Raw genomic sequence first — 23762 nt, 5'->3', positions numbered from 1 at the left:
ACAATTTAGTATTTTTTCAATTAGCCTTGGATATTGAGTTTATAATATTCTTTCAAATTCACTTAATAAATTTGAAATATACTTATGGTTTTCACCTAGAGCTTCTTCATACTTTTTTATTTTACTTTTATATCCATAACTTTAAATTTTATAGCTTAATGTAAATTATAACACATAAGCATAAACCGCCCAATATATTATCATATAAATTAATTATGAGATATGATACTTCTATTCAAAATACAATGTAATTCTATTTTTCCCACCTTTTTTTACTGGTATTTTCTTAATTATTCATAGCTTTCTGCTTTTACTTTTCAAATTTATTTTCTAATCTCTATTTTTAAGTGCCTCACTTAAGGATATTGAATTTATATGTCTCTTTAATAATATATTGCTCATAAAATATGCACATATTATTAATGTAATTATAAAACAATAATCTCTTGGTTCTAGTACAATTGAAAAATACGCTTGTACATTTGCTATTAAGCTTGGATAAATTGATTTTGTTATTTTTAGTGCTAATGGTATTGATATAGCTGCTGAAATCATTACAGTATATAGTGAACTTCCCAGATATAATTTATTTATCTCTCTTTGATTAAATCCAAAAATTTTAACTAAAGAAATGCTTTGAAGGCTCTTATCAATCATTAATTTAAGCAGTAAATACATGCTTATTACAAAAAGAATACTTGAAAATCCAATAAGAATTATAATTATTGGTAATAACATAGATGCCAGACTTTCAGTAGATTTTATTACATTCTTTGAGGTTATTTCTGAAAACATATAATCATCATCAATATCAAGTTTTTTCTTAGATAAATATCCATTAAAATAGGATTTATCTTCTTTTATTAAGCTATTCATTTGGGCTCTGTTCATAAATATATTAAGTCCTGATTTATAATTTACAATTCCTTTTACTTTTAAATTAAGCACCTTATTTTCACTTTTATCTTTTAATGCAATATTATCTCCTACTTTTAAATTAAACTTATCTTTTACACTATCAGATATATATAATCCTGGGTCATCTTTATCTATATTAAAAGAATAAAAATTAGACTTGTCATTAATTCCTCTAAGCATTACATCCATATCCAAGCCTAAATCCTTATAATAAATGGCTAAACTTTTAAATGTACATTTTTCAAGTCCATCATTTTCTGTAATTTCAATTGGAAGTTTTAAGATATACATATAATTATAAGTAGCTTCTGCTTTTACATTTTTTATATATCCATTGATTGCTGAATGTGATGAAACCCCAAAAACCAATAAAAAAGTTGACATAAATATTCCAAAAAATAAAATAATATTTCCTCTGATTTCTCTTAAAAATTCCCGCAATCTAAATTTAGTTATAAAATTGAAGTGATTTATCTTAATTGTGTTTAATTTATTTGCTTTCTTTTCTCTTCTTAGTAATTGAAGTGGAGTGCTGTTAAGTTTTTTTGAAATTATAAAATAATTAATTATTACTACTATTAATATAGGAACAATTATGCCTATGAAAATCAAATATGGAGGATATATTCTTTCAATATTAGGAAGCATATAAGCATCAGAAGTTGCTTTTCCTATTGAATCTTCTATTGAAAAGCCTACGCATGTTCCAATAATTGATCCAAAACTTACAACAATTGTTGGCAAAATCATAAAATGATTTAAGATCTCTTTTTTTATATAACCTAAAGAATATAATGCCCCTATTATTGGACTTTCCTCATCTATTGAATTCATAAGAGACATGGAGATCATAAAACCTATCATTATACATAATACAAATCCAATTATTATTGATATATTTTTATTTGTTGTGCTATCGTCTATATATCCTATGGCTCTTGTATTATCAGATATTTTAGTAAATTCTGTTACAGTAGAATTTTTTGATACAATATTCTTTAATTTATCTGCTGAAATTCCATTTAACTTAAATACATATGAATAAGATTTATTCTTTAAATTTCTAAAATCCTCTTCATTTACAAAACCAATACCAAAATTCTTTGGATTTGGCACTACATCAGATAACTTTTGAATAACATAAGTATAATCTGGAGCTGCCCCATATCCAACTATTTTAAAATTCTTATTTTCAATATTTAAATTACTTAGCAGCTTATAATTATTACCATCTCCCAAATGTCCATCTATAATTATTTCACTTGCTTCGCTCAATTTATTTCCTTTAGTTATTGATAATTTATTTATATTTTTCCTATCTTTAAATATCCTAATAGTTTGATTTTCATAAAGCTTATAATCCACATAGAGATTTTCTTCAATATTAACTCCTAAGTCCCTTATTTTTTCTAAAGTCATATTATTTAATGGGCCACTCACATAAAATTCACCATCTTCAAGATTGTTTTTAAGGGCAGCTTTTTCACCTGTGTTTATAATAGAATCTGCTGAATCAGAAAATCCTACTATTGCCATAGAACTTATTAATACTAATACTATTAAGCCTAAATATTTTCCTATGTTTTGAGTAAATTCTCTTATTATTCTTTTATTTAATACCATTTACTCACCCCTTTAAGTATCTTATTAGTCATGTATAATTAAAGTTTTTCTAATTATAATCTCTAGAATTTGTATAACTTTAGCACTGTTAATTAGATTATTTTACTTTAATCGTCATATTTTACATTGAATATTTTTTAATATTTTCAGATAATAATTTCAGTAACTTTTTTATACAAAAATTTTACCCTTAGCCCTTAATACAGGGGCTTTTTTTGCATTATGCCTTACTTCAAAAATGATTAATATTAAGAATTATTTGAGCTGATATACTTAGTATAAGGTAATCTAATTGCGACTCCTGTTTCATCAGGTTTATATTGTGTGCCATAAAGAGGATCATTGCCTTGAAATATATTCATTCCTATTGTGTAAGCAGCCTTTGCCATCTCATATGGATCTTGAATAACTGTACCTGCCATATAACCCTTTTTAACAAACTCTTGAGCCTCTACTATTGCATCAACTCCAACAATAGGTATTGTTTTTGATTTATCTCCTTTGTTATACCCATAACCTTGTAATGCTTCAACAGCTCCTATTGCCATTTCATCATTGTTTGCAATTATTGCCTCTATTTGAGTACCATACTTTAGAAACAAATTACTTATAGCATCTTTTGCTAAATCTCTTTTCCAGTTGCTAATACTTAATGCAAGTTGATTAGTTTTTATTCCTGATTCATTAATAGTTAAAATAGAGTATTCCGTTCTTTCTTGAGCCTCTATACTAGTACGTTCTGCTTGCAACATAATATATTGTAAAATTCCATCATTATTTTTATCTATAAAGTTTCTGTCATTATTCCATAAGTCAATTAGAATTTCACCTTGCAATCTACCTGCCTCTTTTGAATCTCTTCCTACATAATAAGATTTTTTATAATCTTTAATAGGCTCAATTGCAACCGGTTCTCTATTAAAAAAAACCACAGGAATATTTTTGTTCTTAACCCTATCAATAACTTGTTGAGTATCTTGAGTATTAACCAAATTTATTAATAAAACATCTGATCTTCCTTTTCTTATTATTTCATCAATCACTTCATTTTGTATTGCTTGATTTCCTTTACCATCAAAAAATTCAAATACAACTTTTCCCTCATTTTGTTTTTGAATTTCTTCTAAACCTTGCTTAACTAAAGAAATATACTCATCATCGAAATTATATAATACTACATCTACGCTTACAGGCTTTTGCCTTAATCTACTTGGTTGTGCATTAACTTTTTGTGTACTACATTCTGAAGCTAAAACAAAAACAATAGCTATACACTCTAAAAATGCTAATATCCTTTTTAATATTTTCACTTTAAACTCGCCTCTTTTCACCTTTAATAACATTATTATCATCATTTTTGAACAATAATATTTATTAATAATTAAAAATTGAACGAGTAAATTTTTAATTTTATATTAAGATTAAGTGTTAACACCATTAATTATTGTGAGAATTAATAAAACAAAAAATATTATTACTGAAGTTTTATATAAACCGATTTTTTTCATTTAATCTCACCTCATATTATTAATAATTTTCACGAAATAGCTATAACATATTTCAAATACCATAAAAGCGTTAAAATTCCGACTACCACTCAATATCTTTTACCTTCATTAAGTTCTCATTTTTATATTCTTTTTCAATTTTCCCATCCCTAACTTTTATGACTTTGTGGGACATATATTTTATCGAATCATTGTGGGTAACTATTATCATAGTTGTTCCATATTTCATATTTACATCCTCTAAAAGTTCAAGGATTTCCTTAGAAGTTTTATAATCCAAAGCACCCGTTGGTTCGTCACAAAGAAGCAGTTTTGGATTCTTAATAAGTGCTCTTGCAATTGCTGTTCTCTGCTGGTAAATCTATAAGCACATCTAATCTTCTTAATTCTTTTATCACAAATACTAAAGTCACACCAAATGATAAAATATCAGCTACAACAAACGAAGCGAATACTCCTGATATGCCCAAAAATATTGGTAATATAATCGCAAGTGGTATGAGTAAAACAAATTGTCTTAAGGCTGACAATAAAACTGATTGTTTTACTTTTCCAACATATTGGAAGTAACTTGCACCAATTAATTGAAATCCAATCGCAGAAATACTTAATCCTACTATACGTATTCCATTCGATGTCATTTGAGCAAGTATATGATCATTAGCTCCACCAAATATAAGAGCTATTGAATTGCTGAATAATTCCATAATAATGAACATAAAGACGGCAAATATTGTTGCATACTTAATAGCTTTTATAAGAGTTTCTTTTACTCTAGCTTTTAATTCAGCACCATAATTTATTCCTATTATTGATTGAATACCTTGACCGAGTCCCATAATCGGCATATATATCATCATTAACAATGTATATATGATTCCATAAGCAGCTTGTCCTTTACTACCGCCATATTTATTTGATACATGGTTAAATACCATGGAAATTACACTTACTGTCATTTGCATTACTAATGCAGATACACCAACAGTTAATATTCTTTTTACTGCCCACTTTTCTAATTTGAAAAATGATGTACGCAATCTTGCAACGCATTTACCGTTTATTAAAAATTGAGCAGCTAATATACAAGAAACAAGATAACCTATTCCACTTGCCACTGCTACTGACCTTATTCCCATATGAAATACAAATAGAAAAATAGCATTTAAAATACCATGGGTAATAATACTAGATAGGAAATTAAAAGTTGCTTTTTTTGAATACCCCATTCCACGAATAATATTATTAAGTACTTGGCTACTAATAAAAAAGATTGTACTTAATATCATAATAATTGTGTAAGGCATCGCATAATCCATACTTTCTGCTGTAGCTGCATACAGTATTAAAATTGGTTTAACAAAAACACATCCAACTATTGTAATAATAATACTCATTATGATTCCAAGAATGAATGCATTTCCAATTATACGTTGTGCATAATTCTTATTATTTTTACCAAGCTCTATTGCAATGGAAGAAGATGCTCCTGAAGCAATTAATTGAGCAAAAGCTTGAATCAGCATTTGAATTCCAAGTGCAATAGATACAGCTGCCAATGCAACTGTACCAACAGATTTCGCAAGAAATATTCTATCAAGCGCCAAATTTAGTGTGCTTACTATAAATGCAAAAATTGCTGGTCCAGATAGACTTAGAATTAAGTTATTAATAGGGAATGTTTTTAGTTGTTCTGTTTTATTCATATTTATCTACAACTCCTTTTTATTGTGAGTAATTGCTCACGTTATTATGGATTATAGACTTGCGTGAAATATTTGTCAATATAAAATGAGTAAAAACTCATATTCCATTGACAATTTTATAAAAACCCATTAAAATATGTGTATTAGCACTAATAAGATGAATAGAAGAAAGTAGGAGTTCATATGAAAACTCAAGAAATAGTTAATAATTCTTGTAACGAACAAGAAGAAAATAAAAAAACAGATTTTATAAGGCAACCAAAACAAACACGAAGTATGGAAACCAAAGAAAAAATATTAAAAACAGCTTTGAGACTTTTTTGTGAAAATGGCTTTTACAAAACTACAACAAATGAAATAGCAAAACAAGCAGCTGTTCCTATTGGTTCTCTTTATTCGTATTTTAAAAATAAAGATATGATTTTACTTAAAATATTAGATGACTATAACCAAGATTTTATAGACAAATTTGATAAGCTAAACATTGGAGAAAATATAGATCTTTCTCAAAATGATAAAAAATCATGGATTAAAATAACAATTGAAATGTTAATAGAAATTCATGAAGAAACCAAAGAATTTAATTTAGAATTGCAAGCACTTTATCATTCAATGCCTGAGGTTTATGAAATTCATAATATTCATGATTTAAAGATAAAAGAAAGGATTATTAAAGAATTCGAGTATTTCAAAGATGAGTTGAAGACTACAGACCTTGAGGTATCTGCTATAATTACAAATGATATTATTTCTTCTATAGTAGATCGTATCGTATTTACTAATAGCCCAATTAGCCGTGATCGTATTATTAATGAGGGCGTAGATGTTATTTATAAATACTTGTTTTGTTAATTTATTTAAGTTCAGCATTTTTAACCACCACACTTTTTACAGATAATTTGATCTGCAAAATCTTCCTTATCAGATTCGCTATACAATTCAAGAAGTCTGTCTTCTACACAATCTCTATCATCTAAATTTTTATGGTTATATTTTAACATAAAAATGAACTTTAAATTTATATAAAAGCTACAATGGTTAATACATAAAAAGTTAATATCTAAAAATTTACACATATTTTTTATTATATTTGTTAAAGATATATCTATTAAGTTACTATAATTTTTATGGATAGGGGGAATATAAAAATGAATTCAAATAAAAAGACTAAAAATGTTAAACAAAATAAAGCTATAGATTACATTACTGAAAATACTATGGATATGAATGTCACAAAAACAACTTTTCATAATGGTTCTACTACTAAAAACAAATAGTTACTTTTAACTAAAAACTAACCATTTGATTCATATGGAGTTTTCTTAATATGAAAAAATGCAGTCACAATAATGACTGCATTTTTCTTATATAATTTGTGAAGGGCATATATAAAGGGATTATTGATTTTTGAGAATTTAAAGATCAATGTATTCTTAATTGCTAATTTAAGAACATTTGCTCGTAATCCAAGTAAAATTACTTTATGATAAATGTTTATCTTAAGAAAGAACTACTAAATTTTTTTATCCTCTTCCTTTTCATCTAGCTTATCATTAATATTTTCTGCTATCTTCTCTTTTGTGTTGTTAACCTTCTCCTTTAGATCCGCTTTTTGGTACTCAATCTTCCCTTTAAGTTCTGTCACTTGGCTACCAGTAACTTTTCCTAACCCCTCCTTAGCTTTTCCTACAACTTTATCTTTTGCATTTTCAAATTTGTTTTTTAAATCTGACATTCTGCACCTCCATTTTAATTTTTTCAATTCCAATTCCATTAATTATATTGTTAAATATTGTTATCTAATTAATCACCCCAGTAGCCTTGGCGATTATAATGTTTATGCAGTCCAATCTCATAATCACGGTTTAGCATAGACTCATCAGTGTATTCAGGTGAGTTCTTGATGCTCTCTCGTAGAAGATTGACGAATACTTTCGACTCCACTCCACTAACTCGTTCAATCCATTTCGGTGAAATTAATACTTTTTTCCCCGGCCACCAGTTTCCTGTATCAATGATTAGATAACGAATCGTCATGGTCTCGTCATCGATTATAAAATCCTTAATGTGCCCAATTTCACCGTCCGCAGCCTGGATATCATCTCCAGTCACATCGTAAGTGCTACGCAAATTCGGATCCCAATCTTCATCTACTTGGGGGTCTTCTTTCAATTTTATGGGATCAATTTCAATATTAGGATAAACTGCTCCCATGCATGGTGCACCCCAATAAGCTGGCCATCCATAATACCCATTGTATGCCTCCTCAAATTGTCGTGAGACCGGCTTATCACTTTCCACCGATGGGCTGTCCTCAATCTGATTTTTAGTCAAATTGATATTAATGTTTTCTTCCTCTTTATTTACGCCGCTCATGGCATAAGGTGATATCAGTACCTGCCTGTCCTGAAGCCAACTTCCTGTGTCGGCTACCAAATATCGAATCGTCCAGTGTTTGTCATCGAAATAGAATTCTTTTACCTTACCTATTTCCCCTTCTAGGCTGTTCAATTTGTAACCTTTTAGTGTTTTAGCTTTATTTAACATAATAATACTCCTTTCATCCTTTGAGTTTTATTTTCCATATATTCGTACTCTATCCTTTTAGGATTTTGTTTTATGACTTAAGTGTTGTATTTACGTCTTTAGTATCACTATTATCAGTCTCAAATTTATATGGGTTAAAGTATCCTTTTCCCTGTAATTAACTTTATCAAAACCACAATTATAGCAACTACAAGAAGAATATGAATAAACCCTCCCATAGTATACGATGTAACGAAACCAAGTATCCATAAGACCACAAGAATTATTGCGATTGAATATAACATATTTATCATCCTTTCTTTATTAAGAGTAATGGCAAAGTCTGCTTGCTAGAAGAAAATGTGCAATCCACTCTAAATGCTTAATAATTTATTCTAATGTAAACTACTTGATCATTTCTATTTCTTCTATATCATTTTTTAAATTTAAAATGGAGTATATTACCCTGTCACCTTCTATTGGTAAAGACTTTATAACCTTTGAAATATCTTTTCTCTCATGACTTTCCATATACTCGATAAGTACTGAAAGCCTTTCATATTCATTAATAGAAAATAATACTGCATCCGGTTGGTTATTCTTTAAAATAAATATCTTACCGAATCTTTCTGTCTTTTCCCTGCAAGCTTTATAGTTCTTTATCATTTCAGAATTTGATACGATTGCTTTTGTTGAAATATTCATTTAAATCATTTCCTTTTTTCTTTGATTTATATACATCTTACAGTAGTTATGATAATTAGTCAACAAATAGTTCTAACTTTTTGTTGTATTATTAATATAATTATACTTTATATAATTATATTAATAATATTTATAATTATACTTTTACTAATTATACTAACATTCTATTTTTTACTTTTCAAATATTTCAAGTAATGTACACGTAATTACTCCATTACTAATATAGTTAGAATAATGTAGCATTCACAGTACAGTATTGAATACAACTTATTAAGGCACAATCAAAAAAATAACATGTCCATAGGGCTACTCGAATTATCACCCTAGTTTATATATAATTTAAGGGTGGTAACTCTGAAATCAGAATTACCACCCTTAGGTTTTAATAATTAATTATAATGTGAAGTACACTATCGTATATTGCTGCAATTTATTTTATATCGTTTCTTAAATGGTCAATGGAGTACATTTCCCTATTTCCTTCCTTTGGTAATGATCCAATAACCTTGGAAATATCTTTTCCCTCAAGACTTTCCAGATACTCAATAAACGATGAAAGCCTTTCATATTCAGCAATAGAAAACAATACTGCATCCGGTTGATTATTTTTCAAAATAAATATCTTGCCAAAACTTTCCGCCTTTTCCCTACAAGTTTTATAATTCTTTATCATTTCAGAGTTTGATACGATTGCTTTTGTTGAAATATTCATTAGATTGATCCCTTTCCTTCTACTTATTATAACTGATATTCCACATTTCATTTATCTACAACATGGAACATAAACATGCATATAATTATATATTTTCATAAATTAATTTATAAAATCAAGATATAAAAATATAAAAGTTATAATTATTCTATAACTTACTATAAATCAAATTAAATTATTATTTAATTTATTCCATATTTCAATATAGTTTATTTGTTAATTCAATAAGAAAACTTATCCTAATAATATTATTATGGATAAGTAAATATCAAATAATATTTATTTTATGTTCGGAATACATTCTACATTAGCAGTAATAACTTGTCAAATGTCTCTAATAAAAAGCTCATATATAAATTGTAATATAAAGTATGGAAGTAGAGTGGTTTTCGTAGTTTCATCATAAAATCCATTTGCCTAATATCTTGATAAGTCGATTACTTAAATTCATTTCTTTATACAAAGTTCCACTGGTGTTAAAAACAGCTTTGAGACTCTTTTGTGAATATAAAATTATTGTGGTTACTATTTTAACACTAACTTCATCTAATGATTTATAACTGTAATCTAAGTACCTTAATTCTTTCTTTAATATTCTATTATTAGCTTAGTTCTCCTTAGAGTTTTTTCTAGTTAATCTAAAAAAAGTTAAACCTGCTCCCACTAAACTTATAATTGCCGCAGCTATATATACAGTTTTCATACCATATATGAAAGCATCATTTCTTCCTGCTACATAATCTGTAACACGGTATCCAATTTTAGAACTCATCATACTATATAAAAGTGTTGTAGCTAGAGCTATTCCACATATCATCCCCAAGTTTCTTACAAGTGCGTTTATGCTTCCAGCAATTCCAAGTTTATCCTTTGGTACTGTTGACATTATTAATGAATTATTAGGTGGCTGGAATACTCCCATACCAATTGACATGATTCCAATGAATAATATCATGCTTAGTAAAGTTGAATCTACATTGAACATAGACATTAAAAATAATCCTAAGCTTACAAAGGTTAAACCTATGAATGTTAAAAGTTCTGAACCAATCTTATCTGATAAGGTTCCACTAACAGGAGATACCACAATTAGAATTAAAGGATTAATCATAAGTATTAATCCAGCATGCTGTGGTGAAAAGTTCATTACATCTTGTAGGTAAAAAGGGAGAATAATATTGTTGCAGAATATCGCTATAAAGCTTATAAATGCACAAAATATACTCAACGAAAATAACTTATTACTAAATATTTGTAAATGTAATAGTGGGTTTTCTTTTCTCTTTTCCACAAAAATAAATACTATAAAAGAAATAAGTGCTATAATGAAGCCCAATATAATTATTGGATCTGTAAAACCAATGTTTAAGCCTTCTTCTAAGGACATAAAGAGTGGAACTATAGTAAACATAAATAGTATAGCACCGATTCCATCCAGTTTTCCTTGGACTTTATTATTATCTTTTGGCAATAACTTATGGGCATATAATAAAGCTATTATACCAATGGGCACATTTATTAAAAATATAAATTCCCAGCTGGCTGCTCCTACTATAAATCCTCCAAGTCCTGGTCCTACTATAGATCCCAAGGCTACAGAAATCCCTAAAAAGCCAAGTGCTTTTCCTCTTTCATTTTTACCAAAGGTCTCTGTAATAATTCCTTGATTATTAGCCATAGTACTAGCAGCGCCAATAGCTTGTACCACTCTTGATATTATCAATATTGGAAAGGACTTTGATATACCGCATAACAAAGATCCCAAAGAAAATAAGCTCACTCCAAACTTAAACATCTTGGATTTTCCAAACATATCTCCCAATCTTCCAAAAATTAATACTATCCCTGCTATAACTATTAAATAACTTGTTACCACTAATTGAATGCTTGAAGTTGTTACATTTAAGGCTTTAGCCATTTTAGGTAATGCTACATTTACAACACTACTGTCTAAGGTTGACATAAATGTTGACATTAAAACTATAACCAATATGGTCCATCTGCTTCTAGCATTTTCCTTATCTATTTCTTTTTCCACAGCTTTTGCCTCCTAAAAATTTACTTCTTTTATTAAAAATTTATTTTATATCAACTTTAACTGCGTCAGTATTTTAGCTTCGTATTATTTTCATATTTATTCCAATAATTAAATATGTATATTTAATTTAATATTGCACACAATAGCATTAGAAAGAGGTGATTCTGATGGAATTAGATTTTGAAAATAATATTTTAGGATTAGTCCGAAAATGATTTTAAAGTCCCAGTAAGTACACTTATTTCTAAATGAAACCAGGGTTTAAGAATAAACCCTGGTTTTGTTTGTATATTTCTTTTCCATTTTATTATACTCTTAGTTCGAGTCAAAAAATAAAAAAACTATATTTTTTTAAAAACAAAGCCCTAAAATGTTAATAAATGAATCAAAACATAAAACAGAAAGTATTAGAGGATATTTAAATGGAAACTGTAGTAGATGTAGTTAATGTCATAATGATAATACTACACATATTTCTTAATTTGCATATTAACAGTAGTCAAAATTCATCCCGACGATTTTGAAAGAAATCATAAAAACACTTTACATTTTCCAATTCATTCCACTTGCAAATATCAAAATCTTTCAAATTTAGGTTATATATTTTTGTATCTAATGTTCCAAGCATAAATGGTGAATGCGTTGCAATAATATATTGATTGTTTAAAAATCTTGCTCCAAAATTAATTTTCTGTGCTAAAAGCACTTGATTTTGTGGTGATAATGAAACTTCAGGCTCATCTAAAAGGTATAGTGAATCAGTCTGCAACCAATCATCAAATATTTGTAAGCTCGTTTCACCATTTGAATATTTTTCTTGACCAAATTTCATTCTTTCTATCTGTTCCTCCATCTTTGGCGAATGCTTTAGCATTTCTAGCTGCTCTTTATTATATCCTTTTTTAGCATGCTCATAAATATATCCTTCTCGCAAAATTGCTTCCCTTTGAATTTTCTTAATTTCATACATTATGTCTTCACTTTTAATATAGCGGCTATTCTCAGGAATATTCTGTTGTACTTGTTCCTTTTCATTTTCTCCCAATCCATAAGTACAATCATCTACAAATTCTTGGAAATAAGGTTTTCCTTGTTTAATTATGACTTCTTCCTTCCCAATTAGCTTCAATTTATTAGCTATAATATTTAATAAAGAAGATTTTCCACAAGCGTTATTCCCATAAAATATTGTGATTTTGTCAAAAACAAGACATTTCTCATTTTTACTTACAAATACATTATAAGGATATATATTGGGATTAGAAACTGTTTTATTCGATAATTTAAATGTACTTACGTAAATCAATTTATTTCACCTTCATCCTTTTATCTTCAATCTTGTCTTTTATTATATCAAAAGTCACTCCATATTTCTCTAACATATATACATTCTTTTTCTTGAATATATTTTCAACATAGTGAATTTTTAAGGTAAAAATAAAGATCAACACTCATAAATATTTTTAGTTAGAGTATAATTTTAGTAGGCAGAAACAGTAATAAAAACTGTATAAATAGTAAAAGGAGATGCGAAAGCATCTCCCAAATACATAAATTATCCATTATAATTAAGTTGCTAAGACTAAATAGAATGGAGTTATATTTATGTATGAATTAAGTTTAAATGATAAAGGAATGACTTTCAAGGAGTTAGAGAAAAGAATTTATAAATATGCTTGTGACGAAGCTTGTAATGCTTTAAAAAGTATATTAGAATTTTTAGATGAAAAACTACTTAATGAAAGAGATAGCAAGGTTTACCGTAATAAAGGTCGTAAGCAAACTTGTTTGAGGACTATTATGGGGAACGTAGAGTATTCTAGGCGCATTTATGAATTTAAACTTGAAGATGGTAAGAAAGCAACTAAGTACCTTTTGGATGAGTATTTAGGGATGGACACTTTAGGAAATGTGTCTATAAATCTCGTAGAAACTATTTTAACTAACGTGACGGAGGTTTCTTTTAGAAAGACATCTGAGAATATTAAAACTATGTGTAATCAAGATATTAGTGCTCAAGGCGTTTGGAACATAGTTCAAACACTTGGGGAAAAGATTAAAGAAATAGAAAATCGTAAAATTGAGTTAAATGACAAAGGTGCATTAAAAGGCGAAAAGGAAGTACCAGTATTGTTTCAGGAGCAAGATGGAGTTTGGCTCTATCTTCAAGGTAATGATAGACCAAAAGGGAAAAATAAAAAGAAAGAGTTAAAACTAGCAGTATCATATACTGGCTGGACTTTACGCCCAGGGAGCAAAAAAGAATATGTGGTTGTTGATAAAACTGTTTGTGCAAGCTTTAGCAATTCCAATCACTTTAAAAAGCTTGCTAGCGCAACAATTTCAGAAAAATACAATGTAGATGAAATTCAAACTAGAATATTAAACGGTGATGGAGCAAATTGGATTAAAGCAACTTGTGAGGATGAAGACATTCATTTTCAGCTAGATCCATTTCATGTAGGCCAAGCGATTATACGTAAGGTAAGTGATAAAAGAGCTCAAAAGCAATTACTAAAACTATTTAGAGAAGGTAAAATTGATGAAGGTCTAGAAACTATTGTAAATATGATGATACTTACAAACGAAAAAGATATTGCATTTAAGAAGCTTACTGAATTATATGATTACTTTGTTCACAATAGAGATGGATTAATACCGTATAAATTAAGAAGTGACATAAACATGCCTACGGCGCCGGAAGGCATGGAATACAAGAATCTAGGCACAATGGAACATAATATTTGTGATGTATTAGCTCAAAGAATGAAGGGCAGAAAAATGAGCTGGTCTATTAATGGTGCAGATAATTTATCTAAAATATTATCTGAAAAATTTAGTAATAGGTTGTTTGATACTGTAGATAAAATCTACAGAAATATTATTTCTGATGATGTTATTGATACAGTAGTTGCAAAACTACCATTAACAGTATTTCAAGCGAATAAAGAATCTAATAAGTGTAAGGCATATAAGTGCAATAGTGCACAAATTCCGTATAGCGGAGCTGCCGCAACGTTAGGTAGAAAAATAGTACGTGATTTATGTGGATTAAAATCATTTAGTGATATTAGTTATAGTTAAATATACAGTATGGGTAGGGAAATTTTAAAAATGCAATGTAAAATAATGGATAATAATTTAAATAAAATTCTTGCCAACTTTTACTTGACTCAACCATATTTTTACTATTTTATTGTATATTATTCCATATATGCTATAATATATATGCTGGCTTTATTTAAAATCCTAATGTTCTCAATAAATGAAATTTTGAATATATCAAAAAGGAGGCATAACATATCTATAATCCTGTATACAAATTTGGGCATGTTTATTCTTTTATGCAATCGTTTGCCTAAATGTTAATAACTAAATAGTATAGGAGTGTGTATTAATGAAAAAAAATTTAATATCTAAGTTAATTGCTGCAGGTTTATTTTTCAACCTAACTTTTTTCCTTTTTCCAGAAGCAACCTTTATAACTAATAACTTATCAACAGTAGCATATGCTGCCGATAGTACTAACTTACCATCTAATACTAAGGACGGTACTATTCTTCATGCTTTTGATTGGTCTTTTACCGCAATAAAGAATGAGTTACCAAATATCGCAGCTGCAGGCTTTAAGTCAGTTCAAGTTTCTCCTGTACAAGGAACTAAAGATTCAATTAAAGATTCAAGTAAATGGTGGCTATTATATCAACCAACCAATCAATCTATTGGTAATGCTCAACTTGGAACTTATGATGATTTCAAATCCCTTTGCACTGAAGCAGATAAATATAATATTTCTATTATTGTGGATGTAGTAATGAATCATATGGCTAACAACGGAAATGCAGATCAATTAGACTCTAAAGTAGATTCTAGTTTTCAAAATACTAATTTCTATCATAATCTAGGACAATGTAGTAATTGGAACAGCCGACATGATGTAACACAACTAGGCATTGGTATGCCAGATTTAAATACTCAAAATTCTGAGGTTCAAAGCAAAGCAATTACATTTTTAAATCAATGTGTAGATGCTGGTGCTGATGGTTTCCGTTTTGATGCAGCTAAGCATATTGAAACTAATATAGGTCTAGATGCTAATCAATCTTGGTCTGGTAATTACTGGGCTAATGTATTAGGTAATTTAAAAAATAAATCAAGCTTATTCATATATGGTGAAATTTTGCAAGATGGAACAGTAGATAACATTGCATCTTATGAAACATTCATGAATGTTTTAGCTAGTAATTTAGGCCATAGTATAAGAACTGCTCTTACTTCAAACAACTTAAGTTCCATTGGTACTAATCTTGGTGGAATCGATTCAAATAAAGCTATAGATTTTGTTGAAACTCATGATACTTATGAAGATGGTTCAAGTAGTGGTTTAACAAACAATCAAATAAAAATGGGTTGGGCTATTGCTGCTGCTCGTTCAGGTGCAACACCTTTATTCTTTGACAGACCTACTGGTAATATCGGAAATGAAGGTGACTCCCTATGGAAAGATGCTGATATAGTAGCAATTAATAAATTCCATAATGCAATGGCAGGGCAAAATGAATATTTAAGATTTACTAATAATAATACTACTATGTTAATTGACCGTGGAACTACTGGAACTACAATTATAAATAATGGTTTAAACACATCTATTAATTCAGTTACCAATTTAGCAAATGGAACCTATAAAAATCATAGTAGTGCAACTTGCACTTTAACTGTTTCAAATGGAAAAATTTCAGGAAACATTCCGGCAAATTCAATTATAGTTCTTTATGGTGGTGATCCAATAATACCTGATGCACCAACTACAGATTACTCACCACATTCAGGTTATAAGGTAGACTATGACAGTAGTAATCTTGTTCAAGGTAATATATTTACTGTCTACTATAATGGCTCTTTGGCTAGTTCCAACAGTGTTTCTCTTCACTGGGGATATAACGGTTGGACAAGCGCTACTAATGTTACTATGACTAAAGATTCAAGTGGTTTTTTGAAGGGAACTGTAACTATTCCTACTTCAGCTACAAAATTAGACTTTGACTTTACTGATGGTAGCAATTGGGATAACAATAGTAATCAAGATTGGCATTTACCTATATGGTCAAGCTCTATACCAGTACAAGTAACTCCAGCACCAACTGCTGGCAAAGACGTTACAGTTTATTATAATGGAAGCTTAGCTTCAAGTTCCAGTTCTATGATATTACATTGGGGCTATAATAGCTTTACATCTCCAAAAGATGTACCCATGACTAAACAATCAAATGGAAAATGGACAGCTACAATCACATTGCCATCTGAAAGTTATATGCTTAATATGTGCTTTAAAAATAATTCAAGTACTTGGGATAATAATAATTCTAGTAACTACAATTATTCTGTAGCAAAATAAATTGAATACATCTAAGACATAAAGTTAAATTGCTAGTTACTTAATTTTGTAACTAACAATTTAACTTTTAATTTATATTAGGCACATGAAAGAAAATAACAAGTCCAAAGCTGGCATGAATATTTTTCATCAGACAAGGAGGTGAAGTGCTATCATAGCTGGTCTATTCTGGCATTTTGCCGACGCAGAATGGTGGAAAATATACTGCCAGATGGACTTGTTATTTTTTTGATTGTGCCTTAAACTAATGAATTATAAGCTTCATTTAAAGCCTTCAAGAATTGCTTGGGATCCTGAGCCCCTGAAACAGTATAACGATCATTAATAAGTACAAAAAATACTACAGATATGAATGGTGATGGTATTAAATTTGGTGGTAACCAAGCACCTCCAAAGGGTACTCATAGATCAAAAGGATCACACTTAGTAACTGGCTGCAAATCATATGATAATAAAGGTAGTGGATTTGCTCAAAATAATAGTGCAGGATCTCTAACACTTATTGGCTGTGATGCTGATAGAAATGGTGCTGATAATATTCTTGGTGCTAATGTGAAAACTACTAAAGGTAATTTTAATTTCCCTTATAATCCAGGTAGTCCTAATGTATTTACGTTCACAAACTGTACTACTAAAGGAAAATGTACAATATATTCTGCTGCTAAAGTTACAGGTGGTACTGTAACTGCAACATCACCAAACACTCCTTTAGCTCCTATTTCATAGTTTACTTAAGTTTATATAGCCTATATCTAAAGAGATTGGTAATATGTTCAAATCCAATTAGCTACGTAAGCAAAATTGTATGAATTTAATTTGTATCTCTCTATTTTAGCACCTCACTGTCTTGTATAAATGATTTTTTTAATTACAGTACTCTTTTCTATCCCTTCAAAACAGACGCAATAAAATCATCTATCATCATTTCAAAACTCTCCTCTAAATTTACTGGATTTTGAAAATATCCATGTGCACTTAAGGATACAAAACCATGCAAAAGGCTCCTTAATGCTCTACTTTTATGAATTGCAATACTTTCATCCTCTATATAATAATTTAAAATCTTACGTATAATAACGCTAGTTCCATCGGCTAAACGTTTTACATCATCATCTTGTGTACTTGGAACATTCATATAAACTCTATAAGCAGTCTTATTTTCAAAAGCAAAATCCCTATAAGCATATGCAAACTCTCTGATAGCAGTTTCACCACTTTTACCAATTAACCTTTGCATTAGCTCCAAATTCAAATTTTTTAAAAGATATACTGTCATTTTTATTTTAAGATCATCTATATTAGCAAAATGATTATATAAAGATGGATATTTTATACCCAATTTTTCTGCAACCTTTTGGAAAGTAATCTGATTAATTCCAATTTCATCAGCCAATAAAACAGCTGCTTCAATAATTTTTTTCTTGGTTAAGTTTCGTTTTTGAATCATTTAATCACCCTTTCCAATCTTATTTATTAAAAATAGTTTATCATGATAACCTATTTTTATCAAACTACAAGCAATAACAATAAACTATATTTTATAGTTTACAAGTTATAAAATATAGTTTATTGTTATATTAGAAAGTATCACATGATACAAAATGTATTTTATTGCAATAAGGCACAATCAAAAAAATAAAAACTAATAAGAAGGAATAGATATATTATGAAAACGTGGAAAAGAAATTTAATAGTTTGTTGGTTTGGAATGTTTGTGACAGGAGTTGGTATGAGCCAGATTGCACCAATATTGCCCCTTTTTATAAAGCATCTTGGAGTTGATAATGCAGCTTTAATTTCAAAACTTTCAGGAATTGCTTTTGGTATTACTTATATAGCTATGGCTATTTTCTCACCAATTTGGGGGCAAGCTGCTGACAAAGTTGGAAGAAAACCAATGCTGCTTAGGGCAAGTCTTGGTATGGCAATAGTTATAAGTTGTATGGGGTTTTCACCAAATGTATATGTATTTATAGGACTTAGACTACTTCAAGGTACTATCTCAGGTTATAGTTCAGCCTGTATTACATTGATTGCAACTCAGACAGATAAGGAAAATGCAGGTTATGCTTTAGGTACACTTTCAACAGCAAACATTGCAGGTTCTTTGCTTGGACCAACTATTGGTGGTTTTTTAGACGAAACATTAGGTTTACAAAGTGTATTTTTTATTACAGGTGGGCTACTCTTTATTGCATTTATTACAACTACGTTGTTTGTAAAGGAATCTTTCACTCGTGAAGATAAAAAGGTACTTAGTATGAAGGAGGTATGGAATACTGTTCCTGAAAAAAGCTTGACTATTACCCTATTTGTGACTTTTTTTATATTAAATGTAGCATTATATTCAGTAGAACCAATCATAACAGTATATGTTTCTCAGTTATCCATCAGTGCAGCTCATATTTCTCTGATCGCTGGAATAACATTTTCAGCTTCAGGTCTCGCAAATATAATTGCAGCCCCAAAACTTGGGAGACTATCTGATAAAATAGGAGCACATAAAATTATATTAGTATCCCTTGTATTTGCAGGAATCATTTTCATACCACAAGCTTTTGTAAAAAACACCTGGCAGTTAATGGGTCTTCGCTTTTTATTGGGATTAACAGTTGCAGGACTTGCGCCATCTGTTAATATTTTAATAAAGAAAATTACACCATCCACTCTTGTAGGTAGAGTTTTTGGTTTTAATATGTCTGCAGCATATTTAGGTACTTTTGGAGGGTCAGTTTTAGGCGGGCAGATAGCAGGATTTTTTGGAATAAGATATGTATTTTTTATTACAAGTTCACTATTACTGATAAATGCAGTGTGGGTTTATTTTAAAGTTTATAAAAAACTAAATTTAAATTATTATAATCATACACAAAATGTAGCGAGTTAACGTAAATAAGGTAAAATATAGCATTACAAATAAAGTTAATTAATAAGGAGAAAAAAATGGAAGATTTAAAATCAACAAATAAAACTGAATTTATTACCGCAGAAAAAACAGCCCTTGTAGTTATTGACTTGCGAAATGGAATTGTAAACAATGAGCGTGCCCCTTATACGGGTGCTCAAGTTGTTCAAAATTCATGTAGATTAATTGATGCCTTCACAGATAATGGTATCTTTGTAATTCTTGTGAGAGTTTCCTCTTTAGACGGGAAAGATATGGTTATACCAAGTTTAGATTCAAAAATTAATCCTATGCAATTTCCAGAAGGATGGGATTCCTATGTGCCTGAACTAGCGAAATTCAAGACTGCTCATACTATTACTAAAAGACAATGGGGTGCATTCTACGGTACTGACCTTGATTTACAACTACGACGACGAGGAATTGATACTATTGTACTATGTGGTATTTCTACCGAAATTGGCGTAGATACTACAGCAAGAGAAGCTTATCAACATGGTTATAATCAAATTTTTGCTGAAGATGCAATGACAGCTGGAACAAAAGAAGAACATGATTATGTTTGTAATTATATCTTCCCTAGAATAGGTAAAATTAGAACAAGTGAAGAAGTAATTTCGTCATTACGATAAAAAAGTAAAGTTAATATATTAGGCACTAGCAAAAAAATAACAAGTCAGTATGCTAATCTATTTTCTTTCTAGTGCCTTACTTCATTACATAATTTTAAAAGCACAGATGTATTAACAGTTACAATTTTTATTATTTATTTAATTGTAGATTTCCAACAATCTACATATTCTTCTAGTATTTTATGAAGTGCTTCACCAATTTTGCTATACGCTTCATCATTAAGATTTGCTAGAGATATTCTTATAGACCACTCAGGACCTTGGAAACCACCGCCACTTAATAATACTATGGATGATTCTTCAGCTAATCTATATAGAATATCTACAGGCTTATATTTATTTTGTAAATACTCTCCAAATTCATCCCCATAATAGCAGATAGCCCATTCTAATAAATCAAATTCTGTGTAATATGCAGCATCATATTGATCCTTCCTTAAATCTAAACCTAGCCCTTTGAATAGAAGCTTTTGCCTACGTCTGCAAATATCCTTTGTCTGCTTCTTATATTTATTTTCCTTGTCAAGCAGAGCGAAAGCACAGAAAAAAGCCATTTGAACCTGTTGAGGCGTTGATAAACCTGCTGTATGATTAAGAGCAACCTGACGGCTATCTGCTACTATTCGATCTATAAATGCTATGCCATCTGGCTGAATCGAAAGTGCTCCATAGCGCTGCCTAAGCTCAATCTTTTTTTCCTCTGACATTTCTTTTAATAATTTATCAAATATATTTTCTTCCTGAAGTACTATAGTTCCGAGTCTCCAACCTGTTACTCCGAAATATTTTGAAAAAGAATAAACACCTATTGTATTATAAGACAAGTCAGCCATCAGTGAACGAAAGTTATCAACAAAAGTACTGTATACATCATCAGAAATAATCATTAGATTCGGGTTGCAGTTTTCTACTATATGTACTAGTTGCTTAACAGAATCAGGTTTCATTGCAACTGACGGAGGATTGCTAGGATTAATAGCAAACAAAGCCTTTATGCTAGAATCCTTAAGCTTATTAAGTTCTGACTCAGGATATTGCCATGTATGAGTTCCATCGCTTGTTAGCTCTATTGCGCTAATATGTACAACTTCAAAATTATAACGTGGCAAGTGTGGTATTTCAAGATAAGGTGTAAAAACAGGAACCATTAGTGCTATTTTATCTCCTCGTGCTAACAGTTCGTTAGCTATTAGACTATCAAATATATAGCACATTGCTGCAGTAGCTCCCTCTACAGCAAAAACATTAAATCTACCAGTTGGAGGTTTGTTATAGCAAAGTTCTTGAACAAGATATTCATGAACAATATTTTCAATATGAACTAACATTCTATCTGGTACTGGATAATTATCACCAATAATTGCATCAGTCAGCTCAAATACCCACTTATCAGCATTAAAACCTTGACGCTTAATCCCATAGTCAATTATATTTCCTAAAAGTGTTATTCCTGGCATATCCTTATGTTTTTCCCAATAGTCATAAAGTCGCTTAGCTATCCCCTCTTTTCTTGGCATCCCAGCTAAGTCGCCATCATTCCAAGTTCTTCTTGTTTCTTCTACTGCAAACATACCAAAGGTAAAAAAAGCTTCCCTTGGTGTTGCTGCTATCCAATTTGGATTTCCTCTTCCTGCATCTAATAATGTATGGGCACTTTTTTCTCTTTGCCCTTGTGAGCCTTGTGCAAGGTTAATTAATTTATTTTTGAATTCAAATGGGCTAATCTTACCATAAATTTTTTCTATTTCTTGGCGTTGAACATTGTGAGTCTCCATAAATAATACTCCTTATCTAAGTAATCTATAAATATAATTTATATTGTTTGATAAGTTTTAATATTTTATTCTTATTAAGATTTCTAAAATTACTTATTATTCTCAAAAGTACCAAAGACAATAGGTTTATATTTATAAACCATAATCTTACCTTTGCATATAACAGAATGAATTTTTAAATTCTCATCTAACAAAATTATATCTGAACTTGCTCCCTCAGTTAGGTTACCCTTTCCATTTAATTTAAGCAATTTAGCAGGTGAAGAAGTAAATGGAATAAGAGCTAACTCCATAGGTATTCCAGCCTTAATGCAACTTTGTAAAATTTCAATATTGGAACTTGGTGATCCAATTCCAAATTTTGTTAGGTTACCATTTGCATCAAATATAGGAGAACTACCACCAGAATCTGAACTCATTGTAATTTGATAGGGTGAAATATTGTGTTTTAATAGTTCTTGAAATGCATCTACAGGGTGCACTTCATCGTTTCCTTCAGGTCTTATACTTGTAGTGATATCTACAAATCCGCCATCCATTGCATACTGAATTGCTTGTTTAAAAACTAAAGAATTCCTATTTATATGGGTAGGTAAAATATTACTAAAAGGTATTTCAGAATTTTTTCTTATATAAAATAATGGATTTATTCCATTTTTACCATCTCCAACATGCACATGAAGTATTCCACATTTACCAGAAAGCATACCACCTAGTCGTGCCTCTGTAGCTAAATGAATTAGATCTTGGTCTGACGGTTGACTTGATCTGTGATCAGAAATTGCAATTTCTCCTACACCTATTATTTTATCAACTAATATAATGTCTCCTCTAACGCTATCCGTAATTGTTCTAGTTGGCACCGCATATGAACCAGTCCAAACATAAGTGTTTAATCCCTCTAGTTCTAAACTTCTTGCTTTTGCAATAAGATTTCCCATACTTCTTGTAGTACCATCGGTACCAAGTAAACCAATACAGGTTGTAACCCCGTTGGTAGTAAGCTCTGTAAGCATGAGTTCTGGTGCTCTACTAGTAAAACCCCCTTCTCCTCCTCCTCCAGTTATATGAACATGTAAATCAATAATTCCCGGAATAGCTTTTAGCTTTGAGCCATCTATAATCTCAGTTTCTGGAAAGTTACTAGATGGCAAATCAATTTTTTCTGAAATATATGCAATTTTATCAAAAGTCGTCAAGATATCCTTTATGCCAATATGTTCTGGACTATATGTATCAATATTTTTAATTAAAATCATTAAAATCACCTCTTAGAAATAGTATGGGTAAAAAATTCAATTCTTATAATAAACTTT

At 29.7% G+C, this 23762-nt stretch carries 21 protein-coding genes and 1 pseudogene; 7 read left to right on the top strand and 15 right to left on the bottom strand.

What is annotated here, in order from left to right:
* Positions 1-330 precede the first annotated feature (330 nt).
* From psyc5s11_RS09070 to psyc5s11_RS09055, 4 genes and pseudogenes are all read right to left on the bottom strand, one after another.
* Positions 331-2541: an ABC transporter permease gene (locus psyc5s11_RS09070; protein WP_224037275.1), complete on the bottom strand. Its 2211-nt coding sequence runs from the start codon at positions 2539-2541 to the stop codon at positions 331-333.
* 248 nt (positions 2542-2789) lie between these two features.
* Complete coding sequence (locus psyc5s11_RS09065; RefSeq protein ID WP_224037274.1) at positions 2790-3851, bottom strand: galactose ABC transporter substrate-binding protein; 1062 nt, start codon at positions 3849-3851, stop codon at positions 2790-2792.
* Positions 3852-4131: 280 nt separating this feature from the next.
* Positions 4132-4404 (bottom strand): annotated as a pseudogene (locus psyc5s11_RS09060) (ATP-binding cassette domain-containing protein); the annotation flags it as partial.
* Positions 4370-5755: an MATE family efflux transporter gene (locus tag psyc5s11_RS09055; protein ID WP_224037273.1), complete on the bottom strand. Its 1386-nt coding sequence runs from the start codon at positions 5753-5755 to the stop codon at positions 4370-4372. The gene psyc5s11_RS09055 and the pseudogene psyc5s11_RS09060, both read right to left, overlap by 35 nt.
* Positions 5756-5938: 183 nt before the next feature.
* Between psyc5s11_RS09055 and psyc5s11_RS09050 the strand changes: the two genes are divergently transcribed.
* Entirely contained in the window at positions 5939-6607 is a 669-nt protein-coding gene (locus psyc5s11_RS09050; RefSeq protein ID WP_224037272.1) for a TetR/AcrR family transcriptional regulator, read from the top strand.
* A gap of 20 nt (positions 6608-6627) precedes the next feature.
* Here the strand turns inward: psyc5s11_RS09050 and psyc5s11_RS27845 are convergent, their stop codons facing one another.
* Positions 6628-6756, bottom strand: a complete 129-nt coding sequence (locus psyc5s11_RS27845; protein ID WP_258712438.1) for a hypothetical protein — start codon at positions 6754-6756, stop codon at positions 6628-6630.
* Between the two features lie 147 nt (positions 6757-6903).
* Here psyc5s11_RS27845 and psyc5s11_RS27840 point away from each other — a divergent pair, with 147 nt between their 5' ends.
* Positions 6904-7032 carry a hypothetical protein gene (locus tag psyc5s11_RS27840; RefSeq protein WP_258712437.1) on the top strand — a complete coding sequence of 43 codons (129 nt, stop codon included), beginning with the start codon at positions 6904-6906 and terminating at the stop codon, positions 7030-7032.
* 236 nt (positions 7033-7268) lie between these two features.
* Here the strand turns inward: psyc5s11_RS27840 and psyc5s11_RS09045 are convergent, their stop codons facing one another.
* From psyc5s11_RS09045 to psyc5s11_RS09015, 7 genes are all read right to left on the bottom strand, one after another.
* Positions 7269-7490: a CsbD family protein gene (locus tag psyc5s11_RS09045; RefSeq protein WP_224037271.1), complete on the bottom strand. Its 222-nt coding sequence runs from the start codon at positions 7488-7490 to the stop codon at positions 7269-7271.
* A gap of 68 nt (positions 7491-7558) precedes the next feature.
* Positions 7559-8302, bottom strand: a complete 744-nt coding sequence (locus psyc5s11_RS09040) for a PRC-barrel domain-containing protein (RefSeq protein WP_224037270.1) — start codon at positions 8300-8302, stop codon at positions 7559-7561.
* A 134-nt stretch (positions 8303-8436) separates the two neighbouring features.
* On the bottom strand, positions 8437-8586 hold the full coding sequence (locus psyc5s11_RS09035; RefSeq protein ID WP_224037269.1) for a lmo0937 family membrane protein: 150 nt from the start codon (positions 8584-8586) through the stop codon (positions 8437-8439).
* A gap of 100 nt (positions 8587-8686) precedes the next feature.
* Complete coding sequence (locus psyc5s11_RS09030) at positions 8687-8986, bottom strand: hypothetical protein (protein WP_224037268.1); 300 nt, start codon at positions 8984-8986, stop codon at positions 8687-8689.
* A gap of 430 nt (positions 8987-9416) precedes the next feature.
* A complete protein-coding gene (locus psyc5s11_RS09025; RefSeq protein WP_224037267.1) occupies positions 9417-9698 on the bottom strand; it encodes a type II toxin-antitoxin system prevent-host-death family antitoxin in 282 nt (93 codons plus the stop codon).
* Between the two features lie 607 nt (positions 9699-10305).
* Positions 10306-11673 carry an MFS transporter gene (locus psyc5s11_RS09020; protein WP_224038158.1) on the bottom strand — a complete coding sequence of 456 codons (1368 nt, stop codon included), beginning with the start codon at positions 11671-11673 and terminating at the stop codon, positions 10306-10308.
* A gap of 562 nt (positions 11674-12235) precedes the next feature.
* The gene (locus psyc5s11_RS09015; RefSeq protein ID WP_224037266.1) at positions 12236-13042 is read right to left on the bottom strand and encodes an AAA family ATPase; all 807 of its coding nucleotides are present in this window, start codon (positions 13040-13042) and stop codon (positions 12236-12238) included.
* A 299-nt stretch (positions 13043-13341) separates the two neighbouring features.
* Here psyc5s11_RS09015 and psyc5s11_RS09010 point away from each other — a divergent pair, with 299 nt between their 5' ends.
* From psyc5s11_RS09010 to psyc5s11_RS09000, 3 genes are all read left to right on the top strand, one after another.
* Positions 13342-14820 (top strand): ISLre2 family transposase, encoded by a 1479-nt coding sequence (locus tag psyc5s11_RS09010; RefSeq protein ID WP_224033258.1) that lies wholly within the window; start codon positions 13342-13344, stop codon positions 14818-14820.
* A 313-nt stretch (positions 14821-15133) separates the two neighbouring features.
* Positions 15134-17134 carry a carbohydrate-binding protein gene (locus psyc5s11_RS09005; RefSeq protein WP_224037265.1) on the top strand — a complete coding sequence of 667 codons (2001 nt, stop codon included), beginning with the start codon at positions 15134-15136 and terminating at the stop codon, positions 17132-17134.
* Positions 17135-17482: 348 nt separating this feature from the next.
* A complete protein-coding gene (locus psyc5s11_RS09000; RefSeq protein WP_224037264.1) occupies positions 17483-17860 on the top strand; it encodes a hypothetical protein in 378 nt (125 codons plus the stop codon).
* Between the two features lie 157 nt (positions 17861-18017).
* On the opposite strand, the gene psyc5s11_RS08995 is transcribed toward psyc5s11_RS09000, so the two are convergent.
* On the bottom strand, positions 18018-18581 hold the full coding sequence (locus psyc5s11_RS08995; RefSeq protein ID WP_224037263.1) for a TetR/AcrR family transcriptional regulator: 564 nt from the start codon (positions 18579-18581) through the stop codon (positions 18018-18020).
* Between the two features lie 219 nt (positions 18582-18800).
* On the opposite strand from psyc5s11_RS08995, the gene psyc5s11_RS08990 reads away from it, so the two are divergent.
* Together psyc5s11_RS08990 and psyc5s11_RS08985 are read left to right on the top strand one after the other, a co-directional pair.
* Positions 18801-20021 (top strand): multidrug efflux MFS transporter, encoded by a 1221-nt coding sequence (locus psyc5s11_RS08990; protein WP_224037262.1) that lies wholly within the window; start codon positions 18801-18803, stop codon positions 20019-20021.
* Positions 20022-20077: 56 nt separating this feature from the next.
* Positions 20078-20671 carry a hydrolase gene (locus tag psyc5s11_RS08985; RefSeq protein ID WP_224037261.1) on the top strand — a complete coding sequence of 198 codons (594 nt, stop codon included), beginning with the start codon at positions 20078-20080 and terminating at the stop codon, positions 20669-20671.
* A gap of 134 nt (positions 20672-20805) precedes the next feature.
* On the opposite strand, the gene aspD is transcribed toward psyc5s11_RS08985, so the two are convergent.
* Positions 20806-22446 carry an aspartate 4-decarboxylase gene (aspD, locus tag psyc5s11_RS08980; RefSeq protein ID WP_224037260.1) on the bottom strand — a complete coding sequence of 547 codons (1641 nt, stop codon included), beginning with the start codon at positions 22444-22446 and terminating at the stop codon, positions 20806-20808.
* A gap of 89 nt (positions 22447-22535) precedes the next feature.
* Positions 22536-23705, bottom strand: coding sequence for a beta-aspartyl-peptidase (gene iadA / locus psyc5s11_RS08975; RefSeq protein WP_224037259.1), 1170 nt, complete (start codon positions 23703-23705; stop codon positions 22536-22538).
* Positions 23706-23762 lie beyond the last annotated feature (57 nt).

The organism is Clostridium gelidum, from assembly GCF_019977655.1.
Taxonomy (GTDB): Bacteria; Bacillota; Clostridia; order Clostridiales; family Clostridiaceae; genus Clostridium; species Clostridium gelidum.
This window is presented reverse-complemented; position numbering and strand designations above follow the sequence as displayed.

Coding starts and splice junctions, on each gene's coding strand:
- psyc5s11_RS09070 (WP_224037275.1), bottom strand. CDS start 2,541: ATGGTATTAAATAAAAGAATAATAAGAGAATTTACTCAAAACATAGGA.
- psyc5s11_RS09055 (WP_224037273.1), bottom strand. CDS start 5,755: ATGAATAAAACAGAACAACTAAAAACATTCCCTATTAATAACTTAATT.
- psyc5s11_RS09050 (WP_224037272.1), top strand. CDS start 5,939: ATGAAAACTCAAGAAATAGTTAATAATTCTTGTAACGAACAAGAAGAA.
- psyc5s11_RS27845 (WP_258712438.1), bottom strand. CDS start 6,756: ATGTTAAAATATAACCATAAAAATTTAGATGATAGAGATTGTGTAGAA.
- psyc5s11_RS27840 (WP_258712437.1), top strand. CDS start 6,904: ATGAATTCAAATAAAAAGACTAAAAATGTTAAACAAAATAAAGCTATA.
- psyc5s11_RS09045 (WP_224037271.1), bottom strand. CDS start 7,490: ATGTCAGATTTAAAAAACAAATTTGAAAATGCAAAAGATAAAGTTGTA.
- psyc5s11_RS09040 (WP_224037270.1), bottom strand. CDS start 8,302: ATGTTAAATAAAGCTAAAACACTAAAAGGTTACAAATTGAACAGCCTA.
- psyc5s11_RS09035 (WP_224037269.1), bottom strand. CDS start 8,586: ATGTTATATTCAATCGCAATAATTCTTGTGGTCTTATGGATACTTGGT.
- psyc5s11_RS09030 (WP_224037268.1), bottom strand. CDS start 8,986: ATGAATATTTCAACAAAAGCAATCGTATCAAATTCTGAAATGATAAAG.
- psyc5s11_RS09025 (WP_224037267.1), bottom strand. CDS start 9,698: ATGAATATTTCAACAAAAGCAATCGTATCAAACTCTGAAATGATAAAG.
- psyc5s11_RS09020 (WP_224038158.1), bottom strand. CDS start 11,673: ATGTCAACATTTATGTCAACCTTAGACAGTAGTGTTGTAAATGTAGCA.
- psyc5s11_RS09010 (WP_224033258.1), top strand. CDS start 13,342: ATGTATGAATTAAGTTTAAATGATAAAGGAATGACTTTCAAGGAGTTA.
- psyc5s11_RS09005 (WP_224037265.1), top strand. CDS start 15,134: ATGAAAAAAAATTTAATATCTAAGTTAATTGCTGCAGGTTTATTTTTC.
- psyc5s11_RS09000 (WP_224037264.1), top strand. CDS start 17,483: ATGAATGGTGATGGTATTAAATTTGGTGGTAACCAAGCACCTCCAAAG.
- psyc5s11_RS08995 (WP_224037263.1), bottom strand. CDS start 18,581: ATGATTCAAAAACGAAACTTAACCAAGAAAAAAATTATTGAAGCAGCT.
- psyc5s11_RS08990 (WP_224037262.1), top strand. CDS start 18,801: ATGAAAACGTGGAAAAGAAATTTAATAGTTTGTTGGTTTGGAATGTTT.
- psyc5s11_RS08985 (WP_224037261.1), top strand. CDS start 20,078: ATGGAAGATTTAAAATCAACAAATAAAACTGAATTTATTACCGCAGAA.
- aspD (WP_224037260.1), bottom strand. CDS start 22,446: ATGGAGACTCACAATGTTCAACGCCAAGAAATAGAAAAAATTTATGGT.
- iadA (WP_224037259.1), bottom strand. CDS start 23,705: ATGATTTTAATTAAAAATATTGATACATATAGTCCAGAACATATTGGC.